A 26,194-nucleotide genomic window follows, 5' to 3' on the forward strand; every position below is an offset into this window, starting at 1 on the left:
CGTGACGAAGGATGTCATCGCCCTCACGAAGAAGATGCCCGACCCGCTCAGTGTCCTCGCGGGCCTGCTCTCCGGCGGCCCGGACCTGCTGGTGGGTGCCGAGGGCGAAGGGGCTGTGGTGCAGCTCTGCGACCCACAGGGGCGGCCGCTCGTCTCCGTCGAGGCGCCGCTGCTCGTACAGGTCAGGGGAGAGGCCGAGAGGCTGCTCGGGGCGCTCGAGCCCGAGGTGCCGTACTGGTGGACCGAGGCCCGTGCCACGACCGGGGTCAAGGAGGCCGAGGAACTCGCCGGAACGTTCGCCGCCCGCGTCGCCACGCTGGTCGGTGGTACGGCCTGGCCGCCGCAGACCGCGTGGTCGCTGGCCGTGGTCGAGACGGACGGGATGACCGTGGCGCCGGCTCCGGCCGCCGCCCAGCCCGCCGTGGACGTGCTCACCGACAAGGTCGCCGTCGTCATCCAGGACCGCCCCGTGGTCGCGATGACGGCTTGGCTGTCGGATGCCTTCCGTGCCGTCGCGAACGCCGGCCTCGGCCTGCAGATCGTCACCCCGGCGGGCACCCGCCTCTCCCCGGCGGTCCGGGGCAGCCTGCCGGGCTGGCCCTCCCGCTGGGTGGTGCAGGACGAGCGCGACGGCTACTACGACGGTCTGACCGGGGCGGTCCTGCGGTGGAGCGACGGTCTGTTCGTGACGGTCGACTCGCCGGAGGCCACCCCCGAGGATCCGCGGACACCCATCGCCGCTTCCTTCCAGCAGGGCGCCGGAGACACAGGTGAGCGCCAGCTGGCGATCTCCTTCCGCGCGGTCCACCCGGCCGACGACCGGCTCGTTCTCGGCGGTGCCGTGGAAGCCGTCTGGCAGGAGATCACCGGTGGGCCGCCGGCCGGCTGGGGCACCGAGGAGCCCGCGAACCTCCCATGGTCCCTTCGGCAGTTGACCGATGTGGCCCACGAACGCGCACCCGAACCGACCTGGCTGGTGGTCGTCGGCACCCCGGAACGTCCCGGTCTCGCGACGGTTCGCGTCACCCGGACGCAAGCCGGTGTCGAAGAGGACGTCACGATGGTCTTCGGCTACGGACCGGGCGAGCAGGTCCCGACGGACGCCGTGGTCGCCGCTGCGGAGGCCCTGGCCACCCGGCACCATCTGCAGTCCATGCTGGTCCAGATCCGCCGGGCCCGCCGTGACCTGTCCGTCCCGCCCCGTTTCGAAGGCCCCGGCGTGCCCTACGCCTTCGTCCTGGGCGCCGAGGAGGTCCGCGAGATGCCGGGCGACCGGGCCCGCCGCACCACGCTCGCCGAGGCCCCGCGAGAGCTGGGTCCGAAAACCCGTCCGGCTCTGTACTACGCGTTTCCGGGCAACCCGTCCGACCTGTCGGGCTGGCAGGACTTCGAGCGCTTGATGAGACACCTGAAGGGCAGCTAGTTCCTCCGCCCCGCCGACGCAGCGACTACGTCGGCAAGCAGACGGCCCCGCACTCTCCGATGAGTGCGGGGCCGTCCGTACGTGGACAGGTGGGTCAGCCCACGGCCACCTTCTCGCGCTCGCGCCTCTCGGCGCTCTGGCGCTCGCGGGCGACCTCGGCCGCGTCCTGCTTGAAGGCCCACGCCATCTTCGGTTCCATCGCGAACCGGAACATGCGCTGCACCGGCTTGGTGCACAGCACCGTCACGACGGCGGCCGCGAGGACGGTCACGGCGATCTGCCCGGCCGGCTGGTGGAACCAGGCCGCCTCGAACCAGCCCTGGTAGTCGCCGGCCTTCACGAGGAAGCCGTGCAGCAGGTAGCCGTAGAGCGTGCCCGCGCCGAGCGCGGTGAACCACATGTGGCGGCGCGGCACCCAGGCGAAGAAGCAGGCGGTCAGCACCAGGGAGCAGCCGAACATCGCGAGCACCATGACCGGGCCGGCCCACCACGGCGCGCCCAGTTCCTGCGCGGCGTCACGGTGGTAGAACCACGCGGTGTTCATGCGCGGCACGGCCCACCAGCTGAAGGCGAGCGCGGCGGCGAACACGGGCACGGCGGCGATCCGCACCGAACGGCGGCGCACCATCTGGAAGTGCTCGGGCTTCATCACCAGGCCCAGCACGAAGAACGGCAGGAACTGCAGGACGCGCTGCAGGTCCAGGTCGTCACCGATCTCCGGGGTGACGGTCGCCAGCATCGCGAGACCGAGCGCCAGCGGCAGCGGCCAGCGCACCATGTTCCAGATGGGGGTGGTCAGCCGCCAGATGAACAGCGCGACCAGGAACCAGGTCAGGTACCACGGGTCGAGGAGGCTGATGTCCTGACCCGGGTCGTCGTCGATCCACCGCTTGAAGAGCGGGTAGGCCGTCTCGAAGATGATGTACGGCACGGCCACGCCCGTGATCAGGCGCTTGAGCCGGTCGGGCCGCATGTCGAAACTGCGCGAGAAGTAGCCGGAGATGATGATGAACGCCGGCATGTGGAACGCGTAGACGACCTGGTACGCCGCCTCGAGTATCCGGCTGTCGCCCTTCAGCGGCTCCCAGGCATGGCCCATGGCCACCAGCACGATCGCGAGGTACTTCGCGTTGTCGAAGAACGCGTCGCGCTGCTTGCCGTTCTGCTTCTTCTGGGGGCTCTGCGGCGAGCGCGGGCTCGGCACTCCGCCTGCCGGCGACTGTGCCGGGGGAAGTGGCGCCTTGCGGTCGCCGTTCGGTCGCAGCGAGTTCGTCACAGACCCTCCCACCAAGAACTCGGGGAGACGATCCGGGACCTCGCTGCGCTTGCGGGGGACGAGGCAGCGTGGAACATCTGAGGCACCCTAGCCTTCCCTGCAGCTATTCGTAAAACGCCGGACGTGATTCCTGGCTATTCGCTGTGGGTACCCCGGATTTCGGGTAGTTGACGTCGCTGTCGGCGTGATGACCAACACATCTTCGGTATCGAGTTGTGTCCGTCACAGGTGCCCTGCTTGTCAGGACACTTCCGGACTAAGCAGTGCATAAGACCAGGGGGCGACTCCAGTGGAATGTCCGCTTCAGCGCTCTCCGAGAGCCTCTCCGCAGGGTCGTTGAGGAGCCTTGGGTAGTAATTCGAATTAGCTGCGAACGCGTTGTGTGGAGACGGAAACGATCCGGACGAATTCCCTGTGCGGGTGGCCCTTCGAATTGCCGTACGAGTCCCCGCCGTCGGGTCCCCTCCCACACGCGCCGTACACGGGCCCGGACGACACGGGGGCGGTCGATGCGTCACCGGCCGCATAGCCCGGCCGCGTTGGTGGCACGATGGTTCTGGCGGGGTGCGCGCAGTGGCGCCCCCGGGCCGGGAGAGCGGACCGACCGAGGGTGTGATCAGTTGTGGCCATTTCACTGTCTGTGGTGCTGCTGTTGGCGATCATCCTTGTGGTGTTGCTGAGAGGGGGATCCATCAAGGCAGGCCCCGCGATCGTGGCGATCCTCTTCGGCTTCTTCCTCGCCTCGACCGGCATGGCCCCGTCCATCCAGCGCTTCCTCAACTCGATAGCGGAGACGGTCAACTCCATCAGCTTCTGACCGGGCCGGGAGCACCCCTCCCGGGCCGGTGCCCCGGGCCCGAGGGGCGTGCGGATACCCTCCTCCCGACGGGACAGTGCGTGACGGGGGGAACGTACGGGGATGGCGCTGCGCGATTCTGACCCGGTGGAGGTGGGTGGCTACCGCATCGAGGACCGCCTCGGCTCCGGCGGCATGGGTGTGGTCTACCTGGCCCGCTCGGCCTCCGGCCGGCGCCTCGCCGTCAAGGTGGTGCACGGCCAGTACGCCGACGACGACGAGTTCCGCGCCCGTTTCCGCCGCGAGGTGGCCGCGGCCCGACAGGTCAGCGGCGCCTTCACGGCCCCCGTCGTGGACGCCGACGCCGACGCGTCACGCCCCTGGATGGCCACCCTCTACATACCGGGCGCGGACCTCGGCACCCACGTCCGCGAGCACGGCCCGCTCTCCGTGCTCCGGCTGCGTGAACTCGCCGCCGGACTCGCCGAGGCGCTGCGCGACATCCACCGCGCCGGAGTCGTCCACCGCGATCTCAAGCCGGCCAACGTGATGCTCGCCGAGGACGGCCCCCGCGTCATCGACTTCGGCATCTCCCGCGCCGCCGAGTTCGCCGCCGCCGACGTCCTCACTCAGACCGGCCGCGTCATGGGCACCCCGCCCTACATGTCGCCTGAGCAGTTCTCCTCCCCGCAGGACGTCGGCCCGGCCGCCGACATCTTCTCCCTCGGCTCGGTCCTCGCCTACGCCGCCACCCGCCGCGGCCCCTTCGACAGCCCGAGCCCCTACGAGACGGCCGTCCGGGTCGTCGAGGGCGAACCGGCCCTCGCCGGCGTACCGGACGAACTGCTCCCTTTCGTGCGCCTCTGCCTGGAGAAGCACCCCAAGTCCCGCGTGACCGCCGACGAACTCCTGACCCTGCTGCGCGACGGAGACCCGGCCGCGGTGCCCCCGGCCGCCGAAGAGTCGAGAACCGTTCCGCCCCGGCGGGTCCCCGCGGCCACGCCGCCGCGCGACACCCCGCTCGCCGACCCGCCGCCCGAGCCCGCCGGGCCGCGCGGCGGCCGCAGACGCCGCTACCTCCTCACCGCGGCGGCCGGGACGGCCGTGGCCGCCGTACTGGCCGCCACCACCGTGGTCCTCACCGGCGCCCTCTCCCGCGACACCGACCCCGGCACCTCGGCCTCCGCACCCAGCGACCTCCCCGACGGCTGGAAGCCCTGGGCCACCGCCGCGAAGGCCCCCAAGGGCAGCGAGCGCCTCCTCGGCGGCGCCGACAGCGCTCTCGCGGGCTGCGCCGCCGTCGACACCTCCCTCGTGTGCGCGGGCTCCGGCCTCATGGCGACCCGCTTCGATCTCGCCGACGGCCGCACCACCTGGGGCCGGTCCGTCGACCCCACACCCGACGGCTCCTCCAGCAGCAGCGAGGGCGCGCTCATCGGCACCACCGACAGTCACGTCTACGCCTACGAGGCGGAGGAGGGGGAGACGGCGGCCGGCCCCCGGTTCAGCTACACGGTGTACGCCCTGGCCGCCGACACCGGCAAGGAGCTCTGGCGGACCGAAACGGGCACCGGCGAGTCGGCGTCCGTCCCCGACAGCACGCAGGACGCCGCCACGGCCGTCCCCGAGGGTGTCGTCACCTTCCACGGCTCCCAGGGCGACCGGTACGCCCTGCTCGACGCCGAGACCGGCGACGTCCGCTGGAGCCGCCCGAAGCCGAGCGACCCGGACGGCCCGGTCGACTGCCTGCTGCGCTCGGCGGCCGACCGCGCCTACCTCCTCTGCGTGATCGGCCTGTCGGAGCGGGGAGCCTCCCGGACCACCGTCTCCCAGATCGACGCGGCCACCGGAAAGGCCCGCTGGACCGTCGAGGCCAAGGGCGCCCAGTACCTGCTCGGCCAGCACGACGGGCGTCTGGTCCTCGCGGACTCCTTCGCCACGGACCGCGGCCTGACCCTGATCGACGTCTCCTCGCGCGTGCTCACCGTGCGCCGGCTCGCGCAGCCCCGGCCCGAGGACGCGCAGGCGTACCTGGTCCGCGGCACGGTCTACTTCACACGCGAAAGCGGCGGCGTCCGCGCGGTCTCGCCGCGCACCGGCCGGACGCTGTGGGAATCCAATTCCAGCGTGGAGCAGCAGGGGCCGCCGACCGCTTCCGCCACCCATGTGTACTTCGCGTCCCCCAGCGGCCGCCTGGCCGCCCTGGACGCGAGCACCGGCGAGGTCGAGGCCACCCTGGACGGCCGCGACGACGGCGGCAGAACCGACAGCGTGCTCGTCACCTCGGGCGCCCCGCTCGTCCTGGTCGGCGACGCCCTGTACGTCCCGTACGGCGTCCGCTCCGTCTACACGGTGGACGTACGCGGCCTCTGAATCCGGAAAACACCTCGGGCCCGGTTCCGAAGAACCGGGCCCGAGCCGTTCAGAGCGGGCGACGGGAATCGAACCCGCGTAGCTAGTTTGGAAGACTAGGGCTCTACCATTGAGCTACGCCCGCACGGTGCGCGCCGCAGGTCGGGTGACCTCGGCACGCAAGCATCGTAGCGGGTTGTGCGCCCTCGTCGCACACCGCATTCGCGTCCGGGCCTTCCCGGCGCCGACGCAGCGGAAATACGGCGGCCGTACGGCCTTGCGCCATGTACCCTACGTGTCGCACCGAACGGGGTGTGGCGCAGCTTGGTAGCGCGTCCGCTTTGGGAGCGGAAGGCCGTGGGTTCAAATCCCGCCACCCCGACCAGCCATCCGATCATCTCGAGTCACCTGAGTGATCGTCGCCCGGTCACTCATGTGATCGCCTTTTGGGCGGTGTAGTCGCTGCCGTTACTATGCAAGCTGCACGCCCGTGTGTCTCAGCGTCTGAAGTCTCCGGGCGGCGAAATCCGCCGGGCCGTTCTGGCCCCGGCAGAACCCAAGAAGTCAGCCACAAGGAGACCGAACCGTGAAGAGCGCCGTGGAGACCCTGAACCCGACTCGGGTTCGGCTCACTGTCGAGGTGCCCTTCGAGGAGCTCAAGGACAGCCTCGACGCGGCGTACAAGAAGATCAACCAGCAGGTCACGGTGAAGGGCTTCCGCAAGGGCAAGGTCCCGGCCCGGGTCATCGACCAGCGGTTCGGCCGCGGTGCGGTGCTGGAGGAGGCCGTCAACGACGCGCTGCCGAAGTTCTACACCGACGCGGTCAACGAGGCCGAGCTGAACCCGCTGGGCCAGCCCGAGGTCGACATCACGGAGCTGAAGGACGGCGAGACGCTGAACTTCACCGCCGAGGTCGACATCCGTCCCTCCATCGAGATCCCGGACTACTCCGGCATCGAGGTCGAGGTCGACGCGGTCGAGGTCACCGAGGAGGACGTCGACAAGGCGGTCGAGGAGCTGCGCGAGCGCTTCGCCTCCACCGCCCCGGTCGAGCGTGCCGCCGAGGACGGCGACGTCGTGACGATCGACCTGGAGGCCAAGGTCGAGGGCGAGGTCCTGGAGGACGGCGTCGCGGACGGCGTCTCCTACACCATCGGCTCCGGCGAGCTGCTGGACGGCATCGACGACGCCGTGAAGGGCGTGGAGGCCGGTGGCGAGGCCACCTTCACCTCCGAGCTCAAGGGCGGCTCGGCGGCCGGCAAGGAGGCCGAGGTCACCGTCAAGGTCACCCAGGTCGCCAAGCGTGAACTGCCCGAGCTGGACGACGAGTTCGCGCAGCTCGCCTCCGAGTTCGACACCATCGAGGAGCTGCGGGCCGACAGCCGCAAGCGCCTGGAGAACATGAAGCAGTACGACCAGGCCACGCAGGCCCAGGAGCGCGTCCTGGAGAAGCTGCTCGAGCTGGTCGAGGTGCCGGTCCCGGACAAGCTGCTCGAGGACGAGGTCAACACCCGCAAGCACAACCTCGAGCACCACCAGCTCGGCCAGATGGGCCTCGATCTCGAGAAGTACCTCGAGATCCAGGGCAAGACGGTCGAGGAGTTCGACGCCGAGACCAAGGAAGCCGCGGTCAAGGGCATCAAGACGCAGTTCGTGCTCGACGAGCTCGTCAAGCAGGAGAAGCTGAACGTCAGCCAGGAGGAGCTCACCGAGCACCTCATGCGGCGCGCCGCCTCCTCCGGCATGTCCCCCGACCAGTTCGCCCAGGCCGTCGTCGAGGGCGGTCAGGTTCCGCTCCTGGTCGGCGAGGTCGCCCGCGGCAAGGCCCTGGCCGTCGTGGTCGAGAAGGCCGCGGTCAAGGACACCAACGGCGAGGTCGTCGACCTGGACGACGAGGACGAGGAGACCGAGGCCCCCGAGGCCGAGGCCACCGAGGCCGCCGAGGAGAAGACCGAGGGCTGAGCCCCGGTACCTGGTTGGTAACGCCGTAAGGACGGGCCCCGAGAGACACACACCAGTGCCTCTCGGGGCCCGTCGGCGTCACCGACCCAGGTGCGGACCGAAGCACCCAAGTCGCTACGCCCCCGGCGAACACTCCCATCTCCGGGATTCCCCGAAGGGACCCGCGCGTTAGGGTCCATGAATACGAGGGCAGTGGAGTCTGCGAACGGCTCCAGCCCCGCAGGGAAACGTGAGACGGCCCGGCGCCGTCGTAAGACGAGCAGGTGGATACGTGACGAATCTGATGCCCTCCGCCGCCGGCGAGCCTTCCATCGGTGGTGGCCTCGGTGACCAGGTCTACAACCGGCTGCTCAACGAGCGGATCATCTTCCTCGGCCAGCCGGTCGACGACGACATCGCGAACAAGATCACCGCACAGCTGCTGCTCCTTGCCGCGGATCCCGACAAGGACATCTACCTCTACATCAACAGCCCCGGCGGTTCGATCACGGCCGGTATGGCGATCTACGACACGATGCAGTTCATCAAGAACGACGTGGTGACGATCGCCATGGGTCTCGCGGCCTCGATGGGCCAGTTCCTGCTCAGCGCGGGCACCCCCGGCAAGCGCTTCGCGCTGCCGAACGCCGAGATCCTGATCCACCAGCCCTCCGCCGGCCTGGCGGGCTCGGCCTCGGACATCAAGATCCACGCCGAGCGGCTGCTGCACACCAAGAAGCGCATGGCCGAGCTCACGTCCCAGCACACGGGGCAGTCGGTCGAGCAGATCACCCGCGACTCGGACCGCGACCGCTGGTTCGACGCGTTCGAGGCCAAGGAGTACGGCCTCATCGACGACGTCATCCCCACGGCCGCAGGTATGCCGGGCGGCGGCGGCACCGGGGCCTGAGAGGTCCCCACGGGGCCTGTGGCGCCCCGTGAGGCCCCCGGAGCCCTCCCGGGCCCCAAGCGACCCCAGACAGCCCCAGCCGACCGCCTCAGCCCTTTTCAGGAGACACCGTGAACCAGTTCCCCGGCAGCGGGATCTACGACCGTATGAACGCCGTGCAGGACATGAGCGCCTCGCAGGGCCGCTACACCGGCCCGCAGGCCGAGTCCCGCTACATCATTCCGCGCTTCGTCGAGCGCACCTCCCAGGGCATCCGCGAGTACGACCCGTACGCGAAGCTCTTCGAGGAGCGCGTGATCTTCCTCGGCGTCCAGATCGACGACGCCTCCGCCAACGACGTCATGGCGCAGCTGCTGTGCCTGGAGTCGATGGACCCCGACCGTGACATCTCGGTGTACATCAACAGCCCCGGCGGCTCCTTCACGGCGCTCACCGCGATCTACGACACGATGCAGTACGTGAAGCCGGACATCCAGACGGTCTGCATGGGCCAGGCCGCCTCCGCCGCCGCCGTCCTGCTGGCCGCCGGCACGGCGGGCAAGCGCATGGCCCTGCCGAACGCGCGCGTGCTGATCCACCAGCCGTACAGCGAGACCGGCCGCGGTCAGGTGTCCGACCTGGAGATCGCCGCGAACGAGATCCTGCGGATGCGCTCGCAGCTGGAGGAGATGCTGGCCAAGCACTCCACCACGCCGGTCGAGAAGATCCGCGAGGACATCGAGCGCGACAAGATCCTCACGGCCGAGGACGCGCTGAGCTACGGACTGATCGACCAGGTCATCAGCACCCGGAAGATGGACAACTCGAGCCTGCGCTGAGGCGAGAGGCTGTATCGTCTGCCGCCCCTTGGCACGGTTTGGCACGGTGCACGTCAAAGTGAACCGCGCCAAGGGGGGCCCGAACGAGGGGCCCGGCAAGGTACCGTCGGACATAAGGCTGCACCAGGAGCCGCTGGACGTCGACGTCCAGTCGTCTCCCAGGCGAAGGGGAAGCACACCGTGGCACGCATCGGTGACGGCGGCGATCTGCTCAAGTGCTCGTTCTGTGGCAAGAGCCAGAAGCAGGTCAAGAAGCTCATCGCAGGGCCCGGTGTGTACATCTGCGACGAGTGCATCGACCTCTGCAACGAGATCATCGAGGAGGAGCTGGCGGAGACCAGCGAGGTCCGCTGGGAGGAACTCCCGAAGCCTCGCGAGATCTACGAGTTCCTCGAGGGGTACGTGGTCGGCCAGGAGGCCGCCAAGAAGGCCCTCTCCGTAGCGGTGTACAACCACTACAAGCGCGTCCAGGCCGGTGAGAACGGCGGGGGCAACGGCCGTGACGACGCCATCGAGTTGGCGAAGTCCAACATCCTCCTCCTCGGCCCCACGGGCTCCGGCAAGACCCTCCTCGCGCAGACCCTCGCGCGCATGCTGAACGTCCCCTTCGCGATCGCCGACGCCACGGCGCTGACGGAGGCGGGATACGTCGGCGAGGACGTCGAGAACATCCTCCTCAAGCTGATCCAGGCCGCCGACTACGACGTCAAGAAGGCCGAGACCGGGATCATCTACATCGACGAGATCGACAAGGTCGCGAGGAAGAGTGAGAACCCGTCGATCACGCGCGACGTGAGCGGCGAGGGTGTCCAGCAGGCCCTGCTGAAGATCCTTGAGGGCACCACGGCCTCGGTCCCGCCGCAGGGCGGCCGCAAGCACCCCCACCAGGAGTTCATCCAGATCGACACGACGAACGTGCTGTTCATCGTGGGCGGCGCCTTCGCCGGTCTTGAGAAGATCATCGAGTCCCGGGCGGGTGCCAAGGGCATCGGCTTCGGCGCGCAGATCCGCTCCAAGCGCGAGATGGAGTCCAAGGACCAGTTCCAGGAGGTCATGCCGGAGGACCTGGTCAAGTTCGGCATGATCCCCGAGTTCATCGGCCGGCTCCCGGTCATCACCTCGGTCCACAACCTCGACCGCGAGGCCCTGCTGCAGATCCTCGTCGAGCCGCGCAACGCGCTCGTCAAGCAGTACCAGCGCCTCTTCGAACTCGACGGTGTGGAGCTGGACTTCGAGCGTGAGGCCCTCGAGGCCATCGCCGACCAGGCGATCCTCCGCCAGACCGGCGCGCGTGGCCTGCGGGCCATCATGGAGGAGGTCCTCCAGGGCGTGATGTACGAGGTCCCGTCCCGCAAGGACGTGGCCCGGGTCGTCATCACGGCGGACGTCGTCCAGTCGAACGTCAACCCGACGCTGATTCCGCGGGATGCGCGGGGTCGGGGGCCGGGCGAGCAGAAGACCGCCTAGTCAGTCACCCACGGCACGCGAAGGCGCCCAGCACAGTTGCTGGGCGCCTTCGTCGTTGCCGGCGTCAGGCCTCGACGCGGACTTCCTCGCGGACCTTGGTGGTGAGGTCGATCGCCACGTCCTTGGTGACGCCCTGCGCCGCCTCAGCCGGCGACACGATGGCGATGGTGCTGTAGTCGGCCCACGCGCAGAACCAGTTGACCTTCGGCTTCTTGGTCAACTCGTCCTGACTCTTGGCCGACTGGCACTTCATGGCCGCGCCGTCGAGCTCGGCCTCCTCGGGCTCGCCGATCACTTCGGGCCTGCCGGACCCGGACGCGGCATCCTTCTCGGCCGACTTCTTGAAGTTGGCGAAGAACAAGTCCAGCGTCGCCTCCGGGTCGGAGATCTCACCGTAGGCACCCGCCACCGTAAGGGTCTTGGCCGACGCCATCTTCGCCGCGGACGACGGATCGTCGGGGTCGTAGTCGCTCAGGTCCACCGTGGTGTAGAGGCCTGCAGCGGTCTTGGCGTTCTTGACGCCGCTCTTCTCCAGATCCGACGCGTTTCCGGCGGTCTGCCCGTCCTTCGTGGTGCGCTTGTACTCGCTGAGCACCTTCGCCGGTGTCGCGATCTTGTGCGGCCCGTCGTCCTCCAGGCCGCCACCGCCCCCGCCGATCACGAAGTACGCGCCCACACCGATGGCCGCGACGACCGCGACCGCGCCGAGGATGATGCCCGTCTTCTTCTTGCCGCCGCCGCCCGGGGCCGGGGGCTGCGGGACGCCGTAGGGGGCCTGGCCGTAGGGCGGCTGCGGCTGCTGGCCGTACGGGGGCTGCTGGCCGTAGGGGCCGGGCTGCTGGGGCGGGACGCCCTGCGGGGCCTGCTGCGGGTAGCCGTAGCCGGGCTGGGGCGGAGGGGCCTGCTGGGGGTAGCCGTAGCCGGGCTGGGGCGCCTGCGGCGGCTGGCCGTACGGACCGGGCTGGCCGTACGGTCCGGGCTGCTGGGGCTGCCCGCCGTACGGGCCCGGCTGGTTGTAGCTCATGTTCTGGGTTCCCCTCCAGATGCTTATGTGTTCCAGACATCCTGGCGCAGACCCGTCGTGTGCATGGCATCGGGGCCCCCACCGTTACAAAGCAAACGAGTTTCGGGACGGGGGAGTGACACCTCTAAACTGACCCCCGTGACCGAGAACGCTCAGCAGCAGCCACCAGCGCCCAGCACCGACCTGCCGACCCAGTACGCGCCGGCCGACGTAGAGGGGCCGCTGTACGAGCGCTGGGTAGAGCGGGGCTACTTCGAGGCGGACGAGAAGAGCGACAAGCCGCCGTACACCGTCGTCATCCCGCCGCCGAACGTCACGGGCAGCCTGCACCTCGGGCACGCCTTCGAGCACACCCTCATCGACGCGCTGACGCGCCGTAAGCGCATGCAGGGCTTCGAGACGCTCTGGCAGCCCGGCATGGACCACGCCGGTATCGCCACGCAGAACGTCGTCGAGCGGGAGCTGGCGAAGGAGGGCAAGTCCCGGCACGACCTGGGCCGTGAGGCCTTCGTCGAGCGGGTCTGGCAGTGGAAGGGCGAGTCCGGCGGGCAGATCAGCGGGCAGATGCGGCGGTTGGGCGATGGTGTCGCCTGGTCCCGTGAGCGCTTCACCATGGACGAGGGCCTGTCCCAGGCCGTCCAGACCATCTTCAAGCGGCTCTACGACGACGAGCTCATCTACCGCGCCGAGCGCATCATCAACTGGTGTCCCCGGTGTCTGACGGCCATCTCGGACATCGAGGTGGAGTACCAGGACGACGACGGCGAGCTCGTCTCCATGAAGTACGGCGACGGGGACGACACCATCGTCGTCGCCACCACCCGCGCCGAGACCATGCTCGGTGACACGGCCGTCGCCGTTCACCCCGGGGACGAGCGGTACAAGCACCTGATCGGCAAGCTGGTCAAGCTGCCGCTGACCGACCGCTCCATCCCGGTCGTCGCCGACGAGCACGTCGACCCGGAGTTCGGCACGGGCGCCGTCAAGGTGACCCCGGCGCACGACCCGAACGACTTCGAGATCGGCCAGCGCCACGACCTCCCGGCCCTGACGATCATGGACGAGCACGCGGTCATCACGGCCCACGGCCCCTTCCAGGGCCTGGACCGGCTGGAAGCGCGGTCGGCGATCGTCGCGGCCCTGCGCGCCGAAGGGCGGATCGTCGCCGAGAAGCGGCCCTACGTCCACTCCGTCGGCCACTGCTCGCGCTGCAAGACCACCATCGAGCCGCGTCTGTCCATGCAGTGGTGGGTCAAGGTCGGTCCGCTCGCGAAGGCCGCCGGTGACGCCGTCCGTGACGGGCGCGTCAAGATCCATCCGCAGGAGATGGAGAAGCGCTACTTCGACTGGGTCGACAACCTCCACGACTGGTGCATCTCGCGGCAGTTGTGGTGGGGCCACCGGATCCCGGTCTGGTACGGGCCGAACGGCGAGGTCGTCTGTGTCGGCGCCGACGAGGAGCCGCCCGGGACCGAGGCCGAGGGCTGGCGTCAGGACACCGACGTCCTCGACACCTGGTTCTCCTCCGGCCTGTGGCCGTTCTCCACGATGGGCTGGCCCGAACAGACCGAGTCGCTCGCGAAGTTCTACCCGAACTCCGTCCTGGTCACCGGCTACGACATCCTCTTCTTCTGGGTCGCCCGGATGATGATGTTCGGCCTGTACGCGATGGACGGCACCCCGCCGTTCCACACCATCGCCCTGCACGGCATGGTCCGCGACCAGTTCGGCAAGAAGATGTCGAAGTCCTTCGGCAACGCGGTCAACCCGCTGGACTGGATGGACAAGTACGGCAGCGACGCCCTGCGCTTCACCCTGGCCCGGGGCGCCAACCCCGGCGTCGACGTCCCGATCGGCGAGGACTGGGTCCAGGGCTCCCGCAACTTCGCCAACAAGATCTGGAACGCGACGCGGTTCGCGATGATGAACGGCGCGACCGTGGACGGCCCGCTGCCGGAGCCGGCGAAGCTGTCGTCGACCGACCGCTGGATCCTGTCCCGGCTCAACTCGGTCGTCGCCGAAGTCGACGCGTTCTACGAGGACTACCAGTTCGCGAAGCTGTCCGACGCCCTCTTCCACTTCGCGTGGGACGAGGTCTTCGACTGGTACGTCGAGCTGTCCAAGACGACGTTCCAGGCGGGCGGCGAGGCGGCCGAGGTCAGCAAGCGGGTCCTCGGCGAGGTCCTCGACGTCACGCTGAAGCTGCTGCACCCGGTGGTTCCCTTCGTCACCGAGACCCTGTGGACCACGCTCACCGGCGGCGAGTCGGTCGTCATCGCCGAGTGGCCGAGCGACAGCGGGTTCCGTGACAAGGGCGCCGAGCAGGAGATCGAGTCGCTCCAGTCGGTCATCACCGAGGTCCGCCGCTTCCGCGCCGACCAGGGCCTCCAGCCGGGCCAGCGGGTTCCGGCCCGGCTGACGCTGGACGGCACGCCGTTCGCGACCCACGAGGCGGCCATCCGGCAGCTGCTCCGGCTCCAGCCGGAGGGCGACGCCTTCACGGCCACGGCGACCCTCCCGGTCGCCGGAGCCGAGGTCGCCCTCGACCTCTCCGGCACGATCGACGTCGCGGCGGAGCGCAAGCGCCTCGCGAAGGACCTCGCGGCGGCGGAGAAGGAGAAGGCGCAGGCGACCGGCAAGCTCGGCAACGAGGCGTTCCTGGCGAAGGCCCCCGACCACGTCGTGGACAAGATCCGCACCCGCCTCGCCAAGGCGGAGGAGGACATCGCCCGGATTCAGGCACAGCTGGATCGTCTGCCGCAGGCGTAAGCGTTCGTACGGTGTGTGAGGCCCCCGGTGCTGTCAGGCCCGGGGGCCTCACACGTAGCTGCGGGGCACGGACTCAGGGGCGCGGGGCTGTATCGATATGCGGCTCCGCCGCGTGGGCGCGACAAGCCACGACGCACCCGCACAAACACGACGACACAAACCACCCCCGACCAATGTCACCGCCCCTCCGTAGACTGGGCCCCGTGAGCGAGCTCCCTCCAGACCACAGCGACGACCAGCCCGACCCCCTCGACAACTTCGACGAGATCATCGCGGAGGAGACCACCCGCGACCCCGACCTCGCGGTCATCGAAGCCGGCAGCCGAACCCTCCGCACCCAGGGCGGCCCGCCCGAGGCCGACATTCCCACCCGGCCCGCCGACCCCGAGGTGGACAAGGCCCTGCGCGAGGTCGAGGCGGAGCTCGCCACGCGCTGGGGCGAGACCAAGCTGGAGCCCTCCGTCAGCCGTATCGCCGCGCTGATGGACATCCTGGGCGAGCCGCAGCGGTCGTACCCGTCGATCCACATCACGGGGACCAACGGCAAGACCTCCACCGCCCGCATGATCGAGGCCCTGCTCGGCGCCTTCGAGCTGCGCACCGGCCGCTACACCTCCCCCCACGTGCAGTCGATCACGGAGCGCATCAGCCTCGACGGCGCCCCCATCTCCGCCGAGCGGTTCATCGAGACGTACGAGGACATCAAGCCGTACATCGAGATGGTCGACGCGCAGCAGGAGTACCGGCTGTCCTTCTTCGAGGTGCTCACCGGCATGGCCTACGCGGCCTTCGCCGACGCGCCCGCGGACGTCGCCGTCGTCGAGGTCGGCATGGGCGGCTCCTGGGACGCCACGAACGTGATCGACGGTGACGTCGCCGTCGTCACGCCCATAGACCTCGACCACACCGACCGGCTCGGCACCACACACGCCGAGATCGCCACGGAGAAGGCCGGCGTCGTCAAGCAGGGCGCGACGGTCATCCTGGCGCAGCAGCCGGTCGAGGCGGCGCAGGTGCTGCTGAAGAAGGCCGTCGAGGTGGACGCGACCGTGGCCCGGGAGGGTCTGGAGTTCGGCGTCGTCGACCGGCAGGTGGCCGTCGGCGGGCAGCTGGTGACGCTGCGTGGCCTCGGCGGCGAGTACCCCGAGGTGTACCTGCCGCTGCACGGCGCGCACCAGGCGCACAACGCGGCGGTCGCGCTCGCCGCCGTCGAGGCGTTCTTCGGGGTCGGCGCGCAGCGGGCCGAGCCGCTGGACCTGGACGCGGTCCGCAAGGCGTTCGCCGCCGTGGCCTCGCCGGGGCGGCTCGAGGTCGTGCGGAAGTCGCCCACCGTCGTGCTCGACGCCGCCCACAACCCCTCGGGCGCCCGGGCGGCGGCCGAGGCCGTCGGGGAGGCCTTCCAGTTCAGCCGCCTCATCGGGGTCGTCGGCGCGAGCGGCGACAAGAACGTACGGGGGCTGCTGGAGGCCTTCGAGCCGGTGTTCGCCGAGGTCGTGATCACCCAGAACTCCAGCCACCGCGCGATGGACGCCGACGAACTGGCCGGTATCGCCGTCGAGGTGTTCGGCGACGACCGCGTCCAGGTCGAGCCGCGCCTGCCCGACGCGCTCGAGGCCGCCATCACGCTCGCCGAGGAGGAGGGCGAGTTCGCGGGTGGCGGTGTGCTCGTCACCGGTTCCGTCATCACCGTCGGCGAGGCCCGACTGCTCCTGGGGAAGGGCTGAGACCCGTGCGTACGCTCTGTTCTTCGACCCTGATCGGCGAGTTCTTCGTCATCGGCTTCGCCGGTCTGGTCGCCATGAAGGATCCCGATCTGTCCATGGCGACCGTGTGGACGGTCAGCGGTGTCGCGATGTTCCTGTGCCTGGTGCTGTGCGGACTGGTGACGCGCCCCGGCGGGGTCGTGCTCGGCTGGGCGCTGCAGCTCGCGCTCATCGCGTCGGGCTTCGTCGTGCCGATCATGTTCTTCCTGGGCGCGATCTTCGCGGCCCTGTGGTGGGCGTCCGTGCACTACGGGCGGAAGGTGGACGAGGCGAAGGCGAGATTCGCGGCCCAGGCGGGCCCCTCGGGCTCCTCCACACCTGACGCTGCGTAACGAGCGGCCCGACACGCCGGGTAATCTCGTCTTTCCTGAACCTTGACGCATAAGGAGCCCGTCGTGACCCAGCGCACCCTCGTCCTGCTCAAGCCCGACGCCGTCCGGCGTGGCCTGACCGGCGAGATCATCGGCCGCATCGAGCGCAAGGCGGGCTGGCGGATCACCGCGCTGGAACTGCGCACCCTGGACCAGGACACGCTGGAGCAGCACTACGGCGAGCACAAGGGCAAGCCCTTCTACGAGCCGCTGGTGGAGTTCATGGCCTCCGGTCCGGTGGTGGCGCTGATCGTGGAGGGTGAGCGGGTCATCGAGGGGCTGCGCGCGCTCGCCGGCCCGACCGACCCGATCGCGGCCGCGCCCGGCTCCATCCGCGGCGACTACGGCGTCATCGTCCGCGAGAACCTGATCCACGCCTCGGACTCGGAGGAGTCCGCAGAGCGGGAAGTGAAGATCTTCTTCCCGGGTCGCGCCTAAAGCGCGAAGGGCGAGCAAAGTCCGGGAGCGGCGCTCCCGGACTTTCCTGGCATATACGTGCCGATCGAGGGAACGATCGCCCCCGAACGCCCGTCTCCACAAGCGAACCCGCACAGCATCTGCTGACATTGGCGGAGACCCTCCCGCAGTGTTCGCGAAGGCGCGTCTACGATGGAAGCCTTCACGTCACAGCACCCACCTTTGCCTACCTGAAAAGCCCTCAAAAGCTAGTGGGAAGGCCAGACGAATCCTGATGGGGAACTCAATGTCGTTCATCGGCCGTGACATGGCTGTCGACCTCGGGACCGCCAACACGCTGGTGTACGTCAGGGGTCGCGGGATCGTACTCAACGAACCGTCCGTCGTCGCGATCAACACCAACACCGGTGGCATCCTCGCGGTCGGGGCCGAAGCGAAGAAGATGATCGGGCGCACGCCCGGCAACATCGTTGCCGTTCGTCCGTTGAAGGACGGCGTGATCGCCGACTTCGAGATCACCGAGCGGATGCTCCGCTACTTCATCCTGAAGATCCACAAGCGGAGGTATCTGGCTCGTCCGCGGGTCGTCGTCTGTGTGCCCTCGGGCATCACGGGCGTCGAGCGCCGCGCCGTCATCGAGGCGTCGTCCCAGGCCGGCGCCCGCCAGGTGCACATCATCGAGGAGCCCATGGCCGCGGCCATCGGCTCCGGCCTGCCGGTCCACGAGGCCACGGGCAACATGGTGGTCGACATCGGCGGCGGCACCACGGAGGTCGCGGTCATCTCCCTCGGCGGCATCGTCACCGCCCAGTCCATCCGGGTGGCGGGCGACGAACTGGACAACGCGATCATCCAGCACATCAAGAAGGAGTACTCCCTCCTGCTGGGTGAGCGCACGGCCGAACAGATCAAGATCACGATCGGTTCGGCGTACGACCTCGACTCCGACGAGCACACCGAAATCCGCGGCCGGGACCTGGTGTCCGGGCTGCCGAAGACCGTCGTCATCTCCGCCGGCGAAGTCCGCAAGGCGATCGAGGAACCGGTCAACGCGATCGTCGACGCCGTCAAGACGACCCTCGACAAGTGTCCGCCGGAGCTGTCCGGCGACATCATGGACCGGGGAATCGTTCTGACCGGCGGCGGGGCGTTGCTGCGGGGCCTGGACGAGCGGCTGCGCCGCGAGACCGGCATGCCGATCCATATCGCCGAGGATCCGCTGGACAGCGTGGCTCTCGGTTCCGGTAAGTGTGTCGAGGAGTTCGAGGCGCTCCAGCAGGTGCTGGACGCCCAGCCGCGCAGATGACATAACTCTTCGATTCCGCCGTACGGGACGATCTCCTCTCGTACGGCGGATCGTTGATATAGAGGCATAAGCTCCCACAAAGCAGCCCCTTGGGTTTCCCTGGGGCTCCCCGAATTCCTATGAGGAAGGGCACGGCCGCCGCACGTGAGGGACACACGAGAGAGTCGGCTGCTCCTGGTGCTGCTGATCGCCATCGCGTTCGCTTTGATCACGGTGGACATCCGCGGTGGAGAGGACTCGCCCGTCGACGGTGCCCGGCAGGGCGCGGCGACGGTCTTCGGCCCGATCGAGAGCGGTGTCTCGGCCGCGGTCGACCCGGTCGGCAACGCGGTCTCCGCCATCCGTGAATCCGGCGAACGGCACGACCGGCTCGCCGTGCTGGAGGAGGAGAACGCGGCCCTGAAGGCGAGACTCGGCAGCGACGACCGCAGCCGCAGCCGCCTCAAGCAGCTCGACAAGATGCTGAAGGTCGCGGGCACCGGCCAGTACGGCATCAAGGGCGCCCAGGTCATCGCCATAGGAGCCGCGCAGGGCTTCTCCTGGACCATCACCGTCGACGTCGGCGCCAACGACGGCATCAAGCGCGACATGACCGTCCTGAACGGGGACGGGCTCGTCGGCCGGGTCACCACCGTCGGCCCCAACACCGCCACGGTCCTGCTCGCCAGCGACCCCGACTTCACGGTCGGTACCCGGATGGAGGCCGGCGACGAGCTCGGCTTCGCCTCCGGGCAGGGCGACCGCCCGCTGCGCGTGGAACTCCTCAACGGCAAGGCCGAGGTGAAGAAGGGTGACCGTCTGGTCACCTTCGGCTCGCAGGCCGACCGGCCGTTCGTGCCCGGCGTGCCCGTCGGCGTGGTCTCCCGTGTCGACCCGTCCGGCGGCGGCCTGACCCGCACGCTCTATGTCACGCCGTACGCGAGCTTCACCAAGCTCGACATCGTCGGTGTCGTCGTCGAGGTCCCGAAGAAGGACCCGCGCGACACGGTGCTCCCGCCCAAACCCAAGCCCACCCCCAGGCCGACGGTGACGGTGACCGTGACGCCGTCCGCCGAGGCACCCGCAGACGGCCAGAACCAGCAAGAGCAGTAGGAGCTGTCACCTCATGCGCGTCAACCGGATCCTGCTCTCCTCCGCCCTGGTCGTCGTCGCCCTGGTGATCCAGGTGAGCGTCCTCGCCCGCCTGCACCTGCCGGGCGCCGTGCCCGACCTGATGCTCCTCACCGTCCTCGGCCTGGCCCTGGTGTACGGCCATATGGGTGGCGCCCTCGTCGGCTTCGGCGCGGGCCTGCTGGCCGACCTCGCCCCGCCCGCCGACCACGCCGCCGGGCGGTACGCCCTCGTGCTCTGTGTCATCGGCTATCTCGCCGGCCTGGCGAAGCCGGAGACGGGCCGGCTGAAGTCCGCCACCGGCCCCATGGTCGTGGTGGTCGCCGCCGCCATCGGCTCGACCCTGCTGTACGCCGGGGTCGGCGCCCTCGTCGGTGACACCGCCGCCCGCCATGTGGGCCTGGGCAGCCTGCTGTTCACGGCCGCCCTGTACGACCTGCTGCTCGCCCCGTTCGTCGTGCCGGGGATCATGGCCCTGGCCCGGCGCGCCGAGAACGATCCGCTCGCCGATTCCGGCTCCGGCGCCAAGGCCTCCGACATCTCCTCCGGCTGGCTCTCCGGCGGCACGGGCCTGAAGATCGGCAGCCAGCGGAACGGGCTGCGGGTGAAGGCGGCCCGGGCCCGGATGGCGCGGGCCGGGCGCATCAAGGGGGTCAAGCGCCTGTGAACGCAGGGGACTTCATCCCGTCATCACAGACTCGTACACGTAGGGAGAGGGGGAGGCAGCACCCGTGACCAACATTCCCGAGACCGGCCGGAACACCCGGGTCCAGATCCGGCTCGTCGTCATCCAGGTTCTCGTCCTCTCGCTCCTGCTCACGCTCGGCGGACGCCTGTGGTACCTCCAGATCCGTGAGGGCGCGGCGTACGCCAAGGAGGCGTCCGGGAACCACGTCCAGCAGGTCGTCCAGCCCGCCGTCCGGGGTTCGATCCTGGACGCGCGCGGTGTGGCCCTCGCCGACAACGAGACCCGGCTGGTCGTCTCCGCGTCCCGTACCGACCTGCTGAAGATGCCGGACGACGGCAAGGACGTCCTCGCCAAGCTCGCCAAGGTCCTGGGCATGAAGCCCAAGGAGGTCATGGCGAAGGTCCGGCTGTGCGACTCCGAGACGCCCCAGCCCTGCTGGAACGGCTCGCCGTACCAGCCCATCCCCATCACGGACGAGGCCACGCCCAAGCAGGCCCTGCAGATCCGCGAGCGCGCCGAGGACTTCCCCGGCATCACCGCCGAGCCGCAGGCCATGCGCCGCTACCCGAGCCCGGGCAAGGCCAACACCGCCCAGGTCCTCGGCTACCTCTCGCCGGTCACCGACGAGGAGATCAAGCAGGCCCAGAACACCAACTCGCCGTATCTGCGCTCCGACCAGGTCGGCCGCTCCGGTCTTGAACGCCAGTACGACAAGCAGCTGCGCGGCAAGGCCGGCGTCACGCGCTACGAGGTCGACAACCTCGGCCGCGTCATCGGCCAGGCCGAGGCCGACCCCACCCACCCGGGCGACAGCCTCGTCACCAGCATCGACTCCCGCGTCCAGCGGATCGCCGAGTACCAGCTGAACGAGGCCATGAAGGAAGCCCGCAAGCAGAACGACCGGAACACCGGCACCAACTACAAGGCCGACTCCGGTGCCGTCGTGGTGATGGAGGCCAAGACCGGCCGGGTCGTCGCCATGGCGTCCAACCCGAACTACGACCCCAACGCCTGGGTCGGCGGCATCTCCGCCAAGGACTACGCGCGGCTCACCGGCAAGAGCTCCAACTACCCGCTGCTCAACCGCGCGATCCAGGGCCAGTCGGCGCCCGGCTCCATCTTCAAGGTCGTCCCGACGGCCGCCGCGATCAACGCCGGCTACTCCTTCGACGGCCCCTACCAGTGCTCCAGCTCGTTCTCCCTCGGCGGCCAGGTCTTCAAGAACTTCGAGTCCAAGGGATACGGCCCGATCAGCCTCGGCCGCGCCCTGGAGGTCTCCTGCGACACCGTCTTCTACCGGCTCTCCCACGAGGAGTGGAAGCGCGACGGCGGCGCCAAGCCGAAGAAGAAGACCAACGACTGGTTCTACAAGACCGCCCACCAGTTCGGCCTCGGCAAGGAGACCGGCATCGACCTGCCCAACGAGGTCACCGGCCGCATCCCCGACCGCCAGTGGAAGCTGGACTACTGGAAGGCCAACAAGGACGTCTGGTGCCGCACCGGCAAGCGCAACGGCAGCTACGCCGAGAAGATCGCCTACGAGAACTGCCTCGAGGGCAACCGCCTGCGCGCCGGTGACTCCGTCAACTACTCCATCGGCCAGGGCGACACCCTCGTCACCCCGATCCAGATGGCCACCATCTACGGCGCCATCTCCAACGGCGGCACCCTCTACGACCCCTCCGTCGGCAAGGCCGTCATCAGCGCCGACGGCAAGACCGTCACGCCGATCAAGCCCAAGTCGCACGGCAAGCTGCCGATGACGAAGACGACACGCGACCGGATAGACGATGCCCTCGCGGGAGTCGCCACCCGCGGTACGGCCGCCTGGAGGTTCGGCGGCTGGCCGCAGGACAAGATCCCGATGCACGCCAAGACGGGTACGGCCGAGGTCTACGGCAAGCAGACGACCTCGTGGTTCGCCACCTACACCAAGGACTACGCGATCGTCATGACGATCGCGCAGGGTGGTACGGGCTCCGGCGCCTCGGGCCCCGCCGTCCGCAACATCTACAACGCGCTGTACGGCGTCTCCGAGGACGGCAAGATCGACAAGAAGAAGGCCCTGCTGCCCACCCCGCAGGAGGCCCTGCCGAAGGTCAAGACCGACGGCACCATCTTCTCCCCGAAGGTCTCCAAGGACCCGGCCAAGGACCAGCAGGCCAAGAAGAAGGACCCCAACGCCCCGGCCGACCCGCTCCAGCCGGCGACGGCCGCCCCGCCGACGCCGGAGAACCGTGACACCCGAAGGCGGCGGCGCCGGCGGGGCAGCCGGAGGTGGGCGGCATGACCGGCGGTGTGAACAGCTTCCAGGTCTCCGGCTACGGGCCCGAGCGCTCCGGCTGGACCCGGCTCCTCGCCCGTGACTCGGTCGTGCGGCGGCTCGACTGGCCGATCCTGCTGTCGGCGCTGGCCCTGTCGCTGCTCGGCACGCTCCTCGTCTACTCGGCGACCCGCAACCGCACCGAGCTCAACCAGGACGACCCGTACTACTTCCTCGTCCGGCACCTGCTGAACACCGGCATCGGCCTCGCCCTGATGGCCGGCACGATCTGGCTCGGCCACCGCGCCCTGCGCACGGCCGTGCCGATCCTGTACGGCCTCTCGGTCCTGCTGATCCTGCTGGTGCTCACCCCGCTCGGCTCCACGATCAACGGCGCCCACTCCTGGATCAAGCTCCCCGGCGGCTTCTCCCTGCAGCCCTCGGAGTTCGTGAAGGTCACGATCATCCTGGGCATGGCGATGCTGCTGGCGGCCCGGGTCGACGCGGGCGACAAGCAGTACCCCGATCACCGCACGGTCGTGCAGGCCCTGGGCCTGGCCACGGTGCCCATGCTGATCGTGATGCTCATGCCCGACCTCGGCTCGGTCATGGTCATGGTCATCATCGTGCTCGGTGTGCTGCTCGCCTCCGGGTCGTCCAACCGCTGGGTGTTCGGCCTGCTCGGCGCGGGCACCCTCGGGGCGGTCACCGTATGGCAGCTCGGGGTGCTCGACGACTACCAGATCGCCCGCTTCGCCGCCTTCGCCAACCCCGAGCTCGACCCGGCGGGCGTCGGCTACAACACCAACCAGGCCCGGATCGCCATCGGCTCCGGCGGACTGACCGGCTCCGGCCTCTTCCACGGCTCGCAGACCACCGGCCAGTTCGTGCCCGAGCAGCAGACGGACTTCGTCTTCACCGTGGCGGGCGAGGAGCTGGGCTTCCTCGGCGGCGGCCTGATCATCCTGCTGCTCGGCATCGTCCTGTGGCGGGCCTGCGCCATCGCCCGGGACACCAGCGACCTGTACGGCACCATCGTGGCCGCGGGCATCGTCGCCTGGTTCGGATTCCAGACGTTCGAGAACGTCGGCATGACGCTCGGCATCATGCCCGTCACCGGCCTGCCGCTGCCCTTCGTGTCGTACGGCGGTTCGTCGATGTTCGCCGTGTGGATAGCGGTCGGGTTGTTGCAGTCGATCCGGGTGCAGCGGCCGTTGTCGGCCTAGCAACCTGAACGGGGGAGCGGAATGTCCGGGGAGTATGTGGCCCAGTGCCGGGTGACCGAGGAACTGGTGAGCCATCTCCTCGCGCTGGCGGAGCTGGACCTGACCGACGACGACGCCATCGAGGCGCGGATGCGTGAGGCCGGCTGGCCCGACTGGTCGCAGGCGGTGCGGGGACCGGCGTACGAGGACACCCCCGATGTCCCCGACGCCACCCACGTCACCCCGCAGGGCCACTTCGTCACCTGCGACGGCGACGGCTCCCTCTACCTGCCGTTCGCCTACCTCTACTCGGTCGACGGCGGTCTGCTCGACGAGGACTGCTGGGGCGCCCTGCCCGGCTGGACCAGCGAGGAGGGCGCCTGGCGGCCGGAGTTCGACGCCCACTTCGGCACCGTCGTGCAGCGCTTCACCGAGCGGCTGGGCCTGCCGAACCATGACATCCGGCAGCCCAGGTACGAGACCCGGTACGTCAGCTGGCGCCTGGAGCACAACGTGCTGATCGTCGGACAGGGCCCGGAGCCGCTGTCGTACCACCAGTTCGAGGACGCCCATGTGTACCTCGTCTCCCGGACGGCGAAGGACGCGCCGTTCCCGGACGGCGAGGAGATGCGGGCCCTGCTGACGACCTGAACGTCACGACCCTCTCGGGGGCGCTCACCACTGCTGTCCCGGCCGGTCAGCCACTAGATTTGTTTCATGGCGGAGACGAAACGCGAGATCGAGCGCAAGTACGAATCCGACGAGAGCGGGCTTCCCGACCTGACCGGCGTCGCCGGGGTCGCGGCCGTTGTCGACAAGGGTGTCGCCCACCTCGACGCCACCTACTACGACACCGTGGACGAACGCCTCGCCGCGTCGTCCGTCACCCTGCGCCGCCGCACCGGCGGTTCCGACGCGGGCTGGCACCTGAAGTTCCCGGTCGCCCCGGGCGTCCGCGACGAGCTGCACGCCCCGCTCTCCGACACCCTCCCCGACGACCTCGCCGGGCTCGTCCGCTCCCGCGTCCGCGGCGGCGAACTGCTGCCCGTGGTCCGGCTGCGCTCCGACCGTGACGTACGCCACCTCGTCGACGCCGACGGCGGACTGCTCGCCGAGGTCGCCGTCGACGCCGTACACGCCGAGCGGCTCACCCCCGGCGGCGCCGAGACCCAGTGGACCGAGATCGAGGTGGAACTCGCCGACGGTGGCGACCCGGCCGTGCTCGACAAGGTGGAGAAACGACTGCGCAAGGCGGGCGTACGGCCGTCGGCGTCGGCATCGAAGCTGGCCCGTGCCCTCGCGGAGACGGCGCCGGCCACGAAGCGCCCGGCCGCCTCCGCCGGGGACCCGGTGACCGCCGGGGACCACGTGCTCGCCTACGTACGCACCCAGCGCGACGCCATCGTCGAACTCGACCCGGCCGTCCGCCGGGACGCCGAGGACTCCGTGCACAGCATGCGCGTGGCCACCCGGCGGCTGCGCAGCACCCTCAAGTCGTACGGCGCGGTCCTCGACCGGACCGCCACCGACCCGGTCGGCGACGAGCTGAAGTGGCTGGCCGGTGAGCTGGGCCGGGACCGGGACCGCGAGGTGCTGACCGAACGGCTGACGGCGGCCCTCGACGAGGTGCCCGCCGACCTGGTCCGCGGCCCGGTGTCCGAGCGGCTGCACACCTGGTCGAGCGCCGAGCACGGCGGCGCCCGCGGCCGGCTCCTCGGCGTCCTGGACTCCCACCGCTATCTCGCCCTGCTCGACACCCTCGACGCGCTGATCGCCGACCCGCCGCTCCTCGAGGCGGCCGGCAAGAAGCCCCGCAAGGTGATCGCCAAGGCCGTGAAGAAGGACTTCCGCAAGGTCACCGGGCTGGTCCAGCAAGCACGGGAACTGGAGCCCGGCACCGACCGGGACGTCGCGATCCACGAGGCCCGCAAGAAGACCAAGCGCACCCGCTACGCGGCGGAGGCGGGCAAACCGGCCCTCGGCAAGCCGGCCAAGAACCTGGTCAAGTCCATGAAGGCGCTGCAGAACCTGCTCGGCGAGCACCAGGACAGCGTCATGGCCCGGCAGACCCTGCGCGAGCTGTCGGCGGTCGCCCACGCGGCGGGGGAGAACGCCTTCACCTACGGCCTTCTCCACGAGCGCGAAGAGCAGCGGGCCCTGCGCGTGGAGGCCGAACTGCCCGGGTTCTGGGACGGGATCAAGGACGGGGCGGCGAGCCTCTGAGCCTCGGGCGTACGGAGACGCCCCGCGGTCACGTTAGGCTGGATGGTCACCCCTGTCAGTACAGTCCAGCT

The 26,194-nt window shown here is 69.5% G+C and carries 20 protein-coding genes and 2 tRNA genes; 19 read left to right on the top strand and 3 right to left on the bottom strand.

The genetic code is table 11. The annotated features are described in order from the left end of the window. Position 1 precedes the first annotated feature (1 nt). A complete protein-coding gene (locus ACZ58V_RS14795) occupies positions 2-1,423 on the top strand; it encodes a DUF6177 family protein (RefSeq protein WP_471290275.1) in 1,422 nt (473 codons plus the stop codon). 94 nt (positions 1,424-1,517) lie between these two features. Here the strand turns inward: ACZ58V_RS14795 and ACZ58V_RS14800 are convergent, their stop codons facing one another. Then, the gene (locus tag ACZ58V_RS14800; RefSeq protein WP_471290276.1) at positions 1,518-2,699 is read right to left on the bottom strand and encodes an acyltransferase family protein; all 1,182 of its coding nucleotides are present in this window, start codon (positions 2,697-2,699) and stop codon (positions 1,518-1,520) included. 622 nt (positions 2,700-3,321) lie between these two features. Between ACZ58V_RS14800 and ACZ58V_RS14805 the strand changes: the two genes are divergently transcribed. Together ACZ58V_RS14805 and ACZ58V_RS14810 are read left to right on the top strand one after the other, a co-directional pair. Then, complete coding sequence (locus ACZ58V_RS14805) at positions 3,322-3,516, top strand: hypothetical protein (protein ID WP_142163958.1); 195 nt, start codon at positions 3,322-3,324, stop codon at positions 3,514-3,516. Positions 3,517-3,618: 102 nt separating this feature from the next. Next, complete coding sequence (locus ACZ58V_RS14810) at positions 3,619-5,868, top strand: protein kinase domain-containing protein (protein ID WP_471290278.1); 2,250 nt, start codon at positions 3,619-3,621, stop codon at positions 5,866-5,868. A gap of 53 nt (positions 5,869-5,921) precedes the next feature. Here the strand turns inward: ACZ58V_RS14810 and ACZ58V_RS14815 are convergent. Continuing rightward, positions 5,922-5,992, bottom strand: a tRNA-Gly gene (locus ACZ58V_RS14815). Positions 5,993-6,155: 163 nt separating this feature from the next. On the opposite strand from ACZ58V_RS14815, the gene ACZ58V_RS14820 reads away from it, so the two are divergent. The 5 genes from ACZ58V_RS14820 (at position 6,156) to clpX (ending at position 10,984) form a co-directional block, all read left to right on the top strand. Continuing rightward, positions 6,156-6,232: transfer RNA gene (locus ACZ58V_RS14820), tRNA-Pro, on the top strand. Between the two features lie 201 nt (positions 6,233-6,433). After that, on the top strand, positions 6,434-7,810 hold the full coding sequence (tig, locus tag ACZ58V_RS14825) for a trigger factor (RefSeq protein WP_468189735.1): 1,377 nt from the start codon (positions 6,434-6,436) through the stop codon (positions 7,808-7,810). Positions 7,811-8,093: 283 nt separating this feature from the next. Continuing rightward, the gene (locus ACZ58V_RS14830) at positions 8,094-8,699 is read left to right on the top strand and encodes an ATP-dependent Clp protease proteolytic subunit (RefSeq protein ID WP_030818448.1); all 606 of its coding nucleotides are present in this window, start codon (positions 8,094-8,096) and stop codon (positions 8,697-8,699) included. A 110-nt stretch (positions 8,700-8,809) separates the two neighbouring features. Further along, positions 8,810-9,517, top strand: a complete 708-nt coding sequence (locus tag ACZ58V_RS14835; RefSeq protein ID WP_308400922.1) for an ATP-dependent Clp protease proteolytic subunit — start codon at positions 8,810-8,812, stop codon at positions 9,515-9,517. A 180-nt stretch (positions 9,518-9,697) separates the two neighbouring features. Then, positions 9,698-10,984, top strand: coding sequence for an ATP-dependent Clp protease ATP-binding subunit ClpX (gene clpX / locus ACZ58V_RS14840; RefSeq protein ID WP_020271910.1), 1,287 nt, complete (start codon positions 9,698-9,700; stop codon positions 10,982-10,984). A 64-nt stretch (positions 10,985-11,048) separates the two neighbouring features. On the opposite strand, the gene ACZ58V_RS14845 is transcribed toward clpX, so the two are convergent. After that, a complete protein-coding gene (locus ACZ58V_RS14845) occupies positions 11,049-12,008 on the bottom strand; it encodes a hypothetical protein (protein WP_471290279.1) in 960 nt (319 codons plus the stop codon). A gap of 138 nt (positions 12,009-12,146) precedes the next feature. Here ACZ58V_RS14845 and ACZ58V_RS14850 point away from each other — a divergent pair, with 138 nt between their 5' ends. The 11 genes from ACZ58V_RS14850 (at position 12,147) to ACZ58V_RS14900 (ending at position 26,123) form a co-directional block, all read left to right on the top strand. Next, a complete protein-coding gene (locus ACZ58V_RS14850) occupies positions 12,147-14,777 on the top strand; it encodes a valine--tRNA ligase (RefSeq protein ID WP_468189731.1) in 2,631 nt (876 codons plus the stop codon). Between the two features lie 203 nt (positions 14,778-14,980). Then, positions 14,981-16,501 carry a bifunctional tetrahydrofolate synthase/dihydrofolate synthase gene (folC, locus tag ACZ58V_RS14855; protein WP_471290281.1) on the top strand — a complete coding sequence of 507 codons (1,521 nt, stop codon included), beginning with the start codon at positions 14,981-14,983 and terminating at the stop codon, positions 16,499-16,501. A 5-nt stretch (positions 16,502-16,506) separates the two neighbouring features. Next, complete coding sequence (locus ACZ58V_RS14860) at positions 16,507-16,872, top strand: DUF4233 domain-containing protein (protein WP_189723586.1); 366 nt, start codon at positions 16,507-16,509, stop codon at positions 16,870-16,872. 63 nt (positions 16,873-16,935) lie between these two features. Continuing rightward, a complete protein-coding gene (gene ndk, locus ACZ58V_RS14865) occupies positions 16,936-17,349 on the top strand; it encodes a nucleoside-diphosphate kinase (RefSeq protein ID WP_184592637.1) in 414 nt (137 codons plus the stop codon). A 265-nt stretch (positions 17,350-17,614) separates the two neighbouring features. Continuing rightward, complete coding sequence (locus tag ACZ58V_RS14870; protein WP_121888712.1) at positions 17,615-18,634, top strand: rod shape-determining protein; 1,020 nt, start codon at positions 17,615-17,617, stop codon at positions 18,632-18,634. A gap of 144 nt (positions 18,635-18,778) precedes the next feature. Then, the gene (gene mreC / locus ACZ58V_RS14875) at positions 18,779-19,726 is read left to right on the top strand and encodes a rod shape-determining protein MreC (protein WP_468189725.1); all 948 of its coding nucleotides are present in this window, start codon (positions 18,779-18,781) and stop codon (positions 19,724-19,726) included. Between the two features lie 13 nt (positions 19,727-19,739). Further along, positions 19,740-20,411: a rod shape-determining protein MreD gene (gene mreD / locus ACZ58V_RS14880; protein ID WP_468189723.1), complete on the top strand. Its 672-nt coding sequence runs from the start codon at positions 19,740-19,742 to the stop codon at positions 20,409-20,411. A 64-nt stretch (positions 20,412-20,475) separates the two neighbouring features. Further along, on the top strand, positions 20,476-22,722 hold the full coding sequence (gene mrdA, locus ACZ58V_RS14885) for a penicillin-binding protein 2 (protein WP_471290283.1): 2,247 nt from the start codon (positions 20,476-20,478) through the stop codon (positions 22,720-22,722). Continuing rightward, entirely contained in the window at positions 22,719-23,921 is a 1,203-nt protein-coding gene (gene rodA, locus ACZ58V_RS14890; RefSeq protein WP_468189719.1) for a rod shape-determining protein RodA, read from the top strand. Before mrdA ends, rodA begins: the two co-directional genes overlap by 4 nt. 21 nt (positions 23,922-23,942) lie before the next feature. Next, positions 23,943-24,551 (top strand): hypothetical protein, encoded by a 609-nt coding sequence (locus ACZ58V_RS14895; protein WP_468189717.1) that lies wholly within the window; start codon positions 23,943-23,945, stop codon positions 24,549-24,551. A 66-nt stretch (positions 24,552-24,617) separates the two neighbouring features. Continuing rightward, entirely contained in the window at positions 24,618-26,123 is a 1,506-nt protein-coding gene (locus tag ACZ58V_RS14900) for a CYTH and CHAD domain-containing protein (protein WP_471290284.1), read from the top strand. The last annotated feature ends 71 nt before the right edge of the window (positions 26,124-26,194 follow it).

Source organism: Streptomyces sp. NPDC040589 (genome assembly GCF_055594445.1).